Here is an 8,612-nt window from a genome sequence, read left to right as displayed (position 1 = left end):
CTCGCGGGCGCCGCGCTCTGCCTGCCGGTGCTGCGCGAGCTGGAGCGGCGGCGGGCGGCCGGGGAGGCGCGCGAGCCGGTTCCGGGGGCCGACGACCGGGCGGCCTTCGTGCGGCTGTCGTTGGCGGTGGTCTGCCGCTCGGTCACGTTCGTCGGGCTGAGCACCTTCCTCTCGCTGTTCACCACCCAGCGCCTGGGCGGCGGTGCGGCGGCGGGCACGGCGGCGCTGGTGGTGCTGTACGCGGGCGGCGCGGTGGGCTCGGTGCTGGGCGGCGCGCTGGCGGACCGGTGGGGGCGGGTGGCGGTGGCCCGCTGGTCGTACCTGGTGGCGGCGGTCGCGGTGGCCGGGGTGCTGCTGGTGCCGGGCCCGGCGCTGTACCTGTTCGTGGCGCTGACCTCGGCGGGCCTGTACGTGCCGTTCTCCCTGCAGGTCACGCTGGGGCAGGACTACCTGCCGTCGCGGATCGGTACGGCGAGCGGGATCACCCTCGGGCTGACGGTGAGCGTCGGCGGGCTGGCGAGCCCGGTGATCGGCGCTCTCGCGGACGCGACCTCGCTGCGTACGGCGCTGCTGCCGCTGGTGCTGATGCCGGTGCTGAGCTGGGCGCTGTTCCGGACGCTGCCGGAGCCGGTGGTGTCGGAGCGGGTGGCTCCCGAGGCCGGGACGGCGCCGGTCGGGCGGTGACCGCCTCCGGGTAGGCGGCGGGAAAGACGATCACCTCATTGCGTTCATATCTGCTACGGTCGTGTTCGAAACGAACGATTGGTGAGTGAACGCTATGAAGATGTTCGGCAGGCGCCGGTGGCTCTGGGGCTCACTGCTGTCCGTGGCCGTGCTGCTGGCCGGCGCGGGCGGCTGGGTGGTCTACCAGAACGAGTACGACCTCACGGAGGAGCGGGTCACCGTCACCGGCGGCAGGCAGCCGCTCCAGGGCGTCCTGGCCCGCCCCACCGGCGGCCACGGGCCGTACGGACTGGTGGTCTTCGTCCACGGCGACGGGCCCGTGGACGCCACCCACGACACCTTCTACCGGCCGCTCTGGGAGGCCATGGCGAAGGCCGGGTACGCGACGCTCTCCTGGGACAAGCCCGGCGTCAACAACGCCCCCGGCGACTGGCTGGACCAGAGCATGCAGGACCGCGTCGACGAGACCCTCGCCGCGATCCGCTGGGCCAAGGCCCAGCCCGGCATCGACCCGAACCGGATCGGGCTCTGGGGCGCCAGCCAGGCCGGCTGGGTGATGCCCAAGGCCGCCCGGCAGTCCCCGGACGTCAGGTTCGTGATCGCCGTCGGCACCGCCGTCAACTGGCTCCAGCAGGGCCGCTACAACCTGCTCGCCGAGCTGGGGGAACGGCACGCCTCGCCCGCGGAGACCGCGGCCGCCGTCGCCCGCAGCGACCGCAACCTGGCCGCCCTGCGGGCCGGTTCGACCTTCGAGGAGTACCGGGCCGCGGGCGGCGACGTCGACGGGCTGACCCCCGAGCGCTGGGCGTTCAACAAGCGCAACCACCTCTCCGACGCCACCGAGGACCTCGCCGCCCTCCGGGTGCCGGTGCAGCTCGTCCTCGGCGGCCGGGACGTCAACGTCGACAGCGACGACACCGAGGCCGCCTACCGCCGCCTCGTCACCACCCCGGGCCTGCTCCACGTCCTGCGCTTCCCGGACTCGACCCACAACATGGTGCCCAAGGACGTCGAGGACTCCGAGCTGCGCAGCACCTTCCTCGCCGTCGCCGCACCGCGCTCGCTGTTCACCCCCGGCTACCTCGACGGCATGCGGAACTTCCTGTCCTCGCTCGACCCGGCCTCGCCCGACCACCCGAAGGGGTGACCCGCGACGAAACGTGGAGCTGTAGGACCACTCAGCGGCCGTGCGGTTCGCGCTCCGGCTCGCGCGTCGGCTCGTGCGCCGTCCACGGGCGCAGCTTCTCCGGGTTGCGGACCGCCCAGACGCGGGTGATCCGGCCGTCGGCCAGGTCGAAGGCCGCCACCGTCGCGGTGCGGCCGCCGCGCCGGGCGACCAGGCCGGGGCGGCCGTTGACGGTCCGTTCGAGGAGGGTGAGCCCGGGGGCGCGGTCGGCGAAGTGGACCAGGTACCGGGCGATCCGCTCGCCGCCCACCACCGGGCGCAGGGCGGAGCCGGCCAGGCCGCCGCCGTCGGCGGTCATCGTGGCGTCGGGGGCGAGCAGGCCGACCAGGGCCGCGATGTCCCGGGCCTCCCAGGCCCGCTTGAAGTCCCGTACCAACCCGGCCTGCGTGCCCGTCGGGGTCGCCGGGGCCCGGGCGGCCCTGATCCGGCGGCGGGCGGAGGAGGCCAGCTGGCGGCAGGCCGCCGGGGTGCGGCCGACGATCCCGGCCACCTCGGGGAAGGGGTAGCGGAAGACGTCGTGCAGGATGAACGCCACCCGCTCCGCCGGGGTCACCGCCTCCAGGACGACCAGGAAGGCCATGGTCACCGACTCGTCCAGGGTGACCCAGTCCGCGGGATCGGCCGGCCCGCCGATCCACTCGCCGCGGTCGGGCAGCGGCTCGGGCAGCCACTCGCCGACGTAGCGCTCCCGCCGGGCCCGCGCCGACCCGAGCTGGTCCAGGCAGACTCGGCCGGCCACCGTGGACAGCCAGGCACCCGGCGAGGCGATGGCCTCCTGCTGCTCCCGGGACAGCGCGTACCACCGGGCGTACGTCTCCTGCACCGCGTCCTCGGCCTCGGCCAGCGAACCGAGCAGCCGGTAGGCCAGGTTGATCAGCTGCCGCCGCTCGCCGACGACCACGCCCGGATCCGGTACGGAGGGGATGTCCGCGGTCGGGGCCGCTCCCCGGGTCTGCTCGTCCGTCATGGACCCTCGCCTCACACTTCGTCGACCTGTGTCGTCGGATGAGCGGGACACTATCGATCGGCTGCCGCGAGGCAGAAGAGGGGAGCGCGTCATGGCCATCGGGACGACGGCGAAGGCGGCCACGGGCAGCACGGGCAGCACGGGCAGCACGGGCACGGCGGCGGGGCTGCGTGCCCACACCTTCCTCCGGGCCTCCGTGGCGCTCCAGACCGTGGCGGTCCTCTTCCAGGCGGTCACGGCCGGGCTGCTGCTCTCCACCTCCTACGGCGAGACGCTGCACAGCGTCGGCGCGCGTGTGATGTACGGGTCCTCGATGCTGTACCTGCTCGCCGCCGTCCTGGCCTGGCGGCCCGGCGGCGGCTCGCCCCGTCCGGTCCTGTACGCCACCGGGTTCCTGGTGCTGGCCTCGGCGCAGGTCGTGCTGGGCGTCGCGCACGTGCCGTCGGTCCACGTCCCGCTGGGCGTGGTCGTCTTCGGGCTGAGCGTGGCGGTACTGGTCCGGATGCCGGCCGTCCGCGCCACGCGGCGGACGGCCGGCACGAGGGGCTGAGCGGGCCCTCAGGACCCGAGGGTCCAGCGCTGGCCGGTGGCCGGGCGGGTGGTGACGGGGGTTCCGGCGGTGCCGGCGCCCGCGTCGAGGGCGAGGCCGGTGGCGACGTTGGTGACGGTGACGGAGCCCGTGGCCTGGTCCTGGGTCAGCTTCCACTCCTGCCAGGGGTTGCCGGGCGACAGGTCGAGCAGGTAGGCGCTGTCACCGGCCGAGGCCCCGGCGGAGAGCACGGTGTGCCGGTGGGTGCCGGTGGCGCAGTTGTCGCTGATCCGGACGGTCCCGTCGGGGTTGCCGGTGAAGGTCCACTGCTGCGCCGGGTCGCCGGGGCGCGCGGGCTCCAGGTCGGTGATCGAGCCGAGCGGCGCGGTGCAGGAGCCGAGCAGGGACAGCGCGAGGCGCCGCTGCTCAGGGAGTGGTACGCACCGTCGTCGACCACGCCGGACGGCCCGCCGGTGCCCTGCTTGGCCAGCCGGTAGAGGGCCGCGCCGTGCGGCGGGAGGGAGGCGCTGATCGGGCCGGTGACGGTCGAAGCCGTGCCCGTCCACAGTTCCTTGGCCTGGTAGCCGGAGCCGCCGAGGCCGAGTTCGGCGAGGCTGGTGGCGACGGTGCGGCCGGCCGACGGGTCCTGGTTGACCAGCAGCACGGCGGTGTCGCCGTTGGCGAGCTGCCGCTTGAGGACCACCGGGGCGTGCCCGTCGGCGGGCTTGGCGCCGACCAGGGTGGCGGGCTTCGCCAGGCCGTCCTGGTCGACGGCGATGACCTCCTTGTTCTTCAGGATCGCCAGGCTGGTGTCGTTGATCCCGGTGGACCAGGTGTAGCCGTCCGCGCTGTGCTGCGACTGTGCGGCGGTGCGCAGGTCGGCGCCGGAGATCATCGGCGCGGCGAGCATGGCGAGGACCGAGGCCTCCGTCCGCGACTCGTCGTCGGTGAAGGGCTTGTGGCAGGTGCAGGTGTCCGTGGTGCCCCACAGGCCGTAGACGTCCTGCCAGCCGGTGAACATCATGTCCAGGTCGTTCCAGCTGCCCGGGCGGACGTTGCCCGGGTACTGCAGCGCGGTCTGCAACTGCCCGTTCCAGAGCACCCCGTCGAGCTCGCTGTCCCGGTCGCCGCCGATCCGGCAGAGGTTGGCGACCTGGCCGCACCAGATGCCGGTGGGCGCGTAGCCGGGGGCGTGGAAGGGGGCCGTCCCGGCGGCCTGGACCACCGGGTCGGTGCGGGCCGGGTCGTCGGCGGCGAGCAGGTACGGGACCCCGCTGTGGACGGGCTGGGCGGAGACGCTGAGGGTGACCTTGGGCTTCCCCTGGGCGGCGGAGGCCGCGTCCAGGGCGTGCTGGAAGGTCTGCACCCGGGCGTAGATGGAGCGGGTCAGCTCCTTGCCCTCGCCCTGGGTGTAGTAGTTGTGCCCGTCCGGGCCGACGATCTGCGGGCCGTACGGGCAGTCGTCGTACTTGACGAAGTCGACGCCCCAGGAGACGAAGTCGGCGGCGTCGGTGGACTCGTGGCCGAGGCTGCCGGGGTGCATCTGGCAGGTGAGGTAGGTGTCGGTGGCGTAGAGGCCGAACTTCATGCCCTTGCTGTGCGCGTACTGGGCGAGGTACGCGATGCCGTTGACGGTGTGGCCGTCGACGGTCCGCTCGGGGAAGTGGTCGGGGCGCGGGACCAGGTGGCCGGAGGTGGGGTCGTTGCCGGTGCCGTCGGTGCCGCTGACCGGGTTGCCGGCGTTGTCGTACAGCTGGAGGCCGCCGTCGGCGTTGCGGACCAGGTCGGAGCTCTGGCCGTCGCGGTGCCAGAGCGACCAGCCGTCGTCGATGGTGACGGTGTCGTAGCCGGCCGCGACCAGGCCGTTGGCGGCCATGAAGTCGATGGTCTGGACGACCTGCTCCTGGGTGACCTCGGTGCCGAGGGAGTTCCAGGAGTTCCAGCCCATCGGCGGGGTCAGGGCGTTGCCGTTGCCGAGGCTGCCGCCGGGGCCGGTGCCGATCGCGGTGGGGGTGGCGGTGGCGGGAGCGGCCGTGCCGAGGCCGACGGCTCCGAGGCCGGCGGTCGCGAGGGCGACGGAGAGCAGGGATGCCGCGACACGGCGGCGGGTTCGGCGCATGAGCGCCCTCCTGAGGGGTGGGGGATGGTGAGATGACGAACCGTCAGGAAGTGAGGGGGGTGCGGCCGGCCGGGTGGGGCCGGCCGGCCGCGGTTGTGCTGTGTGGGGGTCAGTCGGTGACGGTCGCGGTCGCGGAGTGTCCGGGCGCGAGGGTCACGGTGATGGAGGTGTAGGTCGTGCCGTCGACGGTCGTGGTGCGGGCCTCCCGCTGCTCGCCGTCGACGGTGGCGCGGGCGTGCTGACCGGGGAAGCGGGCCTCCCAAGTGACGGGCTCCGTACCGGTGTTGGTGACGGTGCTGCGCTGCGCGCCGTCGTGGCGGACGGTCACCGTGCCGCCGCCCACCGGGATGCCCGCGACCTGGAGCCAGCCCATCGAGGCGGGCAGCTGCGGGGTGGTGGAGAGCGCGTGGCCGGCGGCGTCGGGGGTGACGCCGAGCAGGCCCTGGACGGTCTGCGCGAGCAGGGTGAACGGGACCTCGGGGTAGTCGCCGTTCAGCATCGCGCCGCTCACGTGCGGCTCGCCGACGCTCTCGTAGACGTGCCGCATCCACTTCCAGGCGGTGCTGCCGTCGTGGTTGGCGAAGAAGGCGTCCGGCAGGTAGGTGTAGGCCTCCAGGTTCGCCGAGCGCTCCGGGCCGGAGTCGGCGGCGTCGATGGCGGCGAGCTGGGCGTCCCGGCGCGGGCCCGGGTCGAGCAGCCCCTTGACCGGCATCAGCACGCTCGCCTCGTAGCCCCAGCCGGTGATCGGCTTGCCGGCGGTGTCGTAGCCGTGGACGACCTCGCCGGGCTGCGAACCGTCCACGCTCCAGGTGGAGTTGACGTACGCGCGCAGCTGCTCGGCGGCCTTCCGGTAGCCGGCGGCGGAGGCGGCGTCGCCCCGGGCGTCGGCCAGCGCGGCGGCGGAGAGGTAGGCCTGGTACTGGGCGCCGACCGCGTCCCCGGCCTCGGCGTAGGTGCGGGTGGCGTTCTCGGCATAGCTGGCGGTGCCGGCGAAGATGCTGCGGCTGGTGGCCTGCGGGATCGGCACCCCGCCGTTGTCGACCGGGCCGGGGCGGGCGGTGATGAACGGGCCGAGGGTGTTGCGCACGTACCGGCCCAGGCCCGGGTCCTCGGCGTAGTCGCGGTCGCCGGTCCAGCGGTAGGCCTCGCCGGTCTGCTGGACGAGTTCGAACGGCGCGGGCAGCTCGCGGACGAAGCGGTCGGGGCTCCGGTAGTCGATGGCGCCGTAGCTGCGGGCGTCGAAGTTGAGTGCCCAGACCGGGTAGAGCTTGTTGACCTCGGTGGCGGAGGCCGCGAAGCCGCGCAGCATGGTCTTGTTCTCGGCGTCCAGGCCGAGCAGGTGGGCGCCGACCAGCTGGTGGGCGAAGTCGCGGCTGTAGAAGGCGGAGCGGAACGGGTAGCCGGCCCAGTAGGTGGCGTCGTAGGTGGTGGTGCCAGTGCCGCCGGGGTGGTTCTCGTCCTGGTCGAGCACGCTGGTGGCGCCGGCCTGCTGCACCCAGCTGTTGGCCTTGGCCTTGGCCCAGTCGAAGAGGGCGACGGCCTCGGGGTCGGAGGAGCTGATCACCGGGTCGTTGGGGGCGGCCGGGGCGACGGCTGCGTCGTCCACGTTGATCCAACCCGTGGGGGAGGAGCCGATGGTGAGGGTCAGCCGGTCGCCGGGGGCGACCCGGACCCGGGGGAGGGTGTACTTCGCGTAGAGGGACTGCTCGGGCAGCGGGAGGGAGCGCACCACGGTGCCGTTGACGCTCACCGAGAGGCTGCCGCCGGCGCCGCCCGTCGCGATCCAGGCGGACAGGTCGTAGCTGCCCGCGGTGACGGCGGTCACCTGCTGGCTCACCGCGTAGCCGGGGCCGGCGTCGAGGTAGGCGAGGCGGGTGCCGCCGTGCGGGTTGTTGGTGGCGGTGCCGGTGTGGGGGGTGAAGGTCCAGCCGTCGGAGGTGCTGCCGGCGGTGGCGGCGCCGTTCGTGCCGCTCGTCCCGTTCGTGCCGCTCGTGTCGCTCGTGTCGCTCTGCTCGAAGCCGGGGTCGGCGAGGACCAGCGGCTCGGTGCGGGTGAGCGTCCAGCGGTGGGCGGGGCGGTTGTCGCAGTGGTGGGCCACCGGGGCCGGGTCGGCGGTCAGGCAGCCGCCGGTGCCGCGGGTGGTGAGGGTGTAGGTGCCCTGCGGCGCGCGGGAGACGGTGAAGCGCTCGGCCTCGGGGGAGCTGCCGCAGTCGGCGGTGGCGGGGCGGCGGTCCGGGCCGCCGAGGGTGAGGCAGCGGCCGCTGGCGGCGTTCACGAGCAGGTAGTCGGTGCCGGCGCGGCGCAGCTGCCAGCGCTGGCTGAGCAGTCGCCCGCAGGCGGCGCCGACCACCGGGGTGCCGGGGGCGGGCTGGGCGTACTGCGGGCCGAGGCAGCTGCCGTCCAGGGCGGAGCCGAGGAGGTAGCCGCCGCCGTCGACGAGCGGCGTTCCGGCGGCCGCCGGGGCCGGGGCGGCGCCGAGGGCCTGGGCGGCGAGGACGGCCAGGAGGGCGAGACCGGTGGGTAAGGCGCGGGGGCGGGGCGGCATGGCGGAGCTACCTCCGGTCGGGTGGCGGGGCGATGGCGTTTGAACGTTCAAATCGGATGGGTGGTGTGCGTTACGATGCATCGCATGTGATGGGTGACATTTCACATGGTGGGCTCGGTCACGTCAACGGGATGCGCGGTGACGGCTTCCGGGAGACAGCTGGGAGAAGAAGTGAAGGCCTCTGCCCGACGGGGGTGGGCAGGGGCCTTCACGATCTGGGAACGGTCGCGGTCCGGGCCCGACCGTCGCGGGGTCCGGACCGTGATCGGGCTCAGTGGCCCGAGGAGCTCAGCGCTTCGGTCGGGCTCAGCGCTTCAGGGCCGCGAGCGTCTCGTCCAGGCTCGGCGTGCCGGGGCGGGGCCGGTTGTACGGGAGCTTGGAGAGCATCGAGCCCATCGCGCAGGTGTTGGTCAGCGCGGAGAAGGCCAGCCCGCCGCCGACGGCGGCGGAGACCCAGCGGGCGCCCGGCAGGGCGAGGTCGACCAGCACGCCGGCCAGCACCAGCGAGCCGGCCACCAGGCGGACCTGGCGGTCCAGCGCCCACACCCGGCGGGCGCCGGCCACCTGGTCCAGCGGCCGCCC

7 protein-coding genes and 1 pseudogene are annotated in these 8,612 nt (G+C 74.2%); 3 read left to right on the top strand and 5 right to left on the bottom strand.

Annotated features, from left to right (window positions below; genetic code table 11):
- Both AE652_RS28250 and AE652_RS28245 read left to right on the top strand, forming a co-directional pair.
- On the top strand, nt 1-684 hold a 684-nt coding region (locus AE652_RS28250; protein ID WP_049656517.1), incomplete at its 5' end, for an MFS transporter.
- A gap of 94 nt (nt 685-778) precedes the next feature.
- On the top strand, nt 779-1,831 hold the full coding sequence (locus AE652_RS28245) for a S9 family peptidase (protein ID WP_049656514.1): 1,053 nt from the start codon (nt 779-781) through the stop codon (nt 1,829-1,831).
- A gap of 31 nt (nt 1,832-1,862) precedes the next feature.
- Here the strand turns inward: AE652_RS28245 and sigJ are convergent, their stop codons facing one another.
- Nucleotides 1,863-2,837, bottom strand: coding sequence for an RNA polymerase sigma factor SigJ (gene sigJ, locus AE652_RS28240; protein ID WP_049656513.1), 975 nt, complete (start codon nt 2,835-2,837; stop codon nt 1,863-1,865).
- Between the two features lie 91 nt (nt 2,838-2,928).
- Between sigJ and AE652_RS28235 the strand changes: the two genes are divergently transcribed.
- Nucleotides 2,929-3,387, top strand: a complete 459-nt coding sequence (locus AE652_RS28235; protein WP_049656511.1) for a hypothetical protein — start codon at nt 2,929-2,931, stop codon at nt 3,385-3,387.
- An 8-nt stretch (nt 3,388-3,395) separates the two neighbouring features.
- Here AE652_RS28235 and AE652_RS48510 read toward each other — a convergent pair whose 3' ends face one another.
- The 4 genes and pseudogenes from AE652_RS48510 to AE652_RS28220 form a co-directional block, all read right to left on the bottom strand.
- Nucleotides 3,396-3,932: an RICIN domain-containing protein gene (locus AE652_RS48510; protein WP_159028575.1), complete on the bottom strand. Its 537-nt coding sequence runs from the start codon at nt 3,930-3,932 to the stop codon at nt 3,396-3,398.
- Nucleotides 3,866-5,242 (bottom strand): annotated as a pseudogene (locus AE652_RS48505) (glycoside hydrolase family 27 protein); the annotation flags it as partial. The pseudogene AE652_RS48505 and the gene AE652_RS48510, both read right to left, overlap by 67 nt.
- A 352-nt stretch (nt 5,243-5,594) precedes the next feature.
- Nucleotides 5,595-8,030, bottom strand: coding sequence for an RICIN domain-containing protein (locus tag AE652_RS28225; RefSeq protein WP_053112306.1), 2,436 nt, complete (start codon nt 8,028-8,030; stop codon nt 5,595-5,597).
- A 306-nt stretch (nt 8,031-8,336) separates the two neighbouring features.
- The coding region (locus tag AE652_RS28220; RefSeq protein WP_049656506.1) for a DUF2892 domain-containing protein at nt 8,337-8,612 on the bottom strand (276 nt) is incomplete at its 5' end.

Origin of the sequence: Kitasatospora sp. MY 5-36 (genome assembly GCF_001182915.1) — a bacterium.
GTDB lineage: Bacteria > Actinomycetota > Actinomycetes > Streptomycetales > Streptomycetaceae > Kitasatospora.
This window is presented reverse-complemented; position numbering and strand designations above follow the sequence as displayed.

Excerpts from the sequence above, each read along its gene's own strand:
- AE652_RS28225 (WP_053112306.1), bottom strand. The coding sequence starts at position 8,030 with ATGCCGCCCCGCCCCCGCGCCTTACCCACCGGTCTCGCCCTCCTGGCC.
- AE652_RS28245 (WP_049656514.1), top strand. The coding sequence starts at position 779 with ATGAAGATGTTCGGCAGGCGCCGGTGGCTCTGGGGCTCACTGCTGTCC.
- AE652_RS28235 (WP_049656511.1), top strand. The coding sequence starts at position 2,929 with ATGGCCATCGGGACGACGGCGAAGGCGGCCACGGGCAGCACGGGCAGC.
- sigJ (WP_049656513.1), bottom strand. The coding sequence starts at position 2,837 with ATGACGGACGAGCAGACCCGGGGAGCGGCCCCGACCGCGGACATCCCC.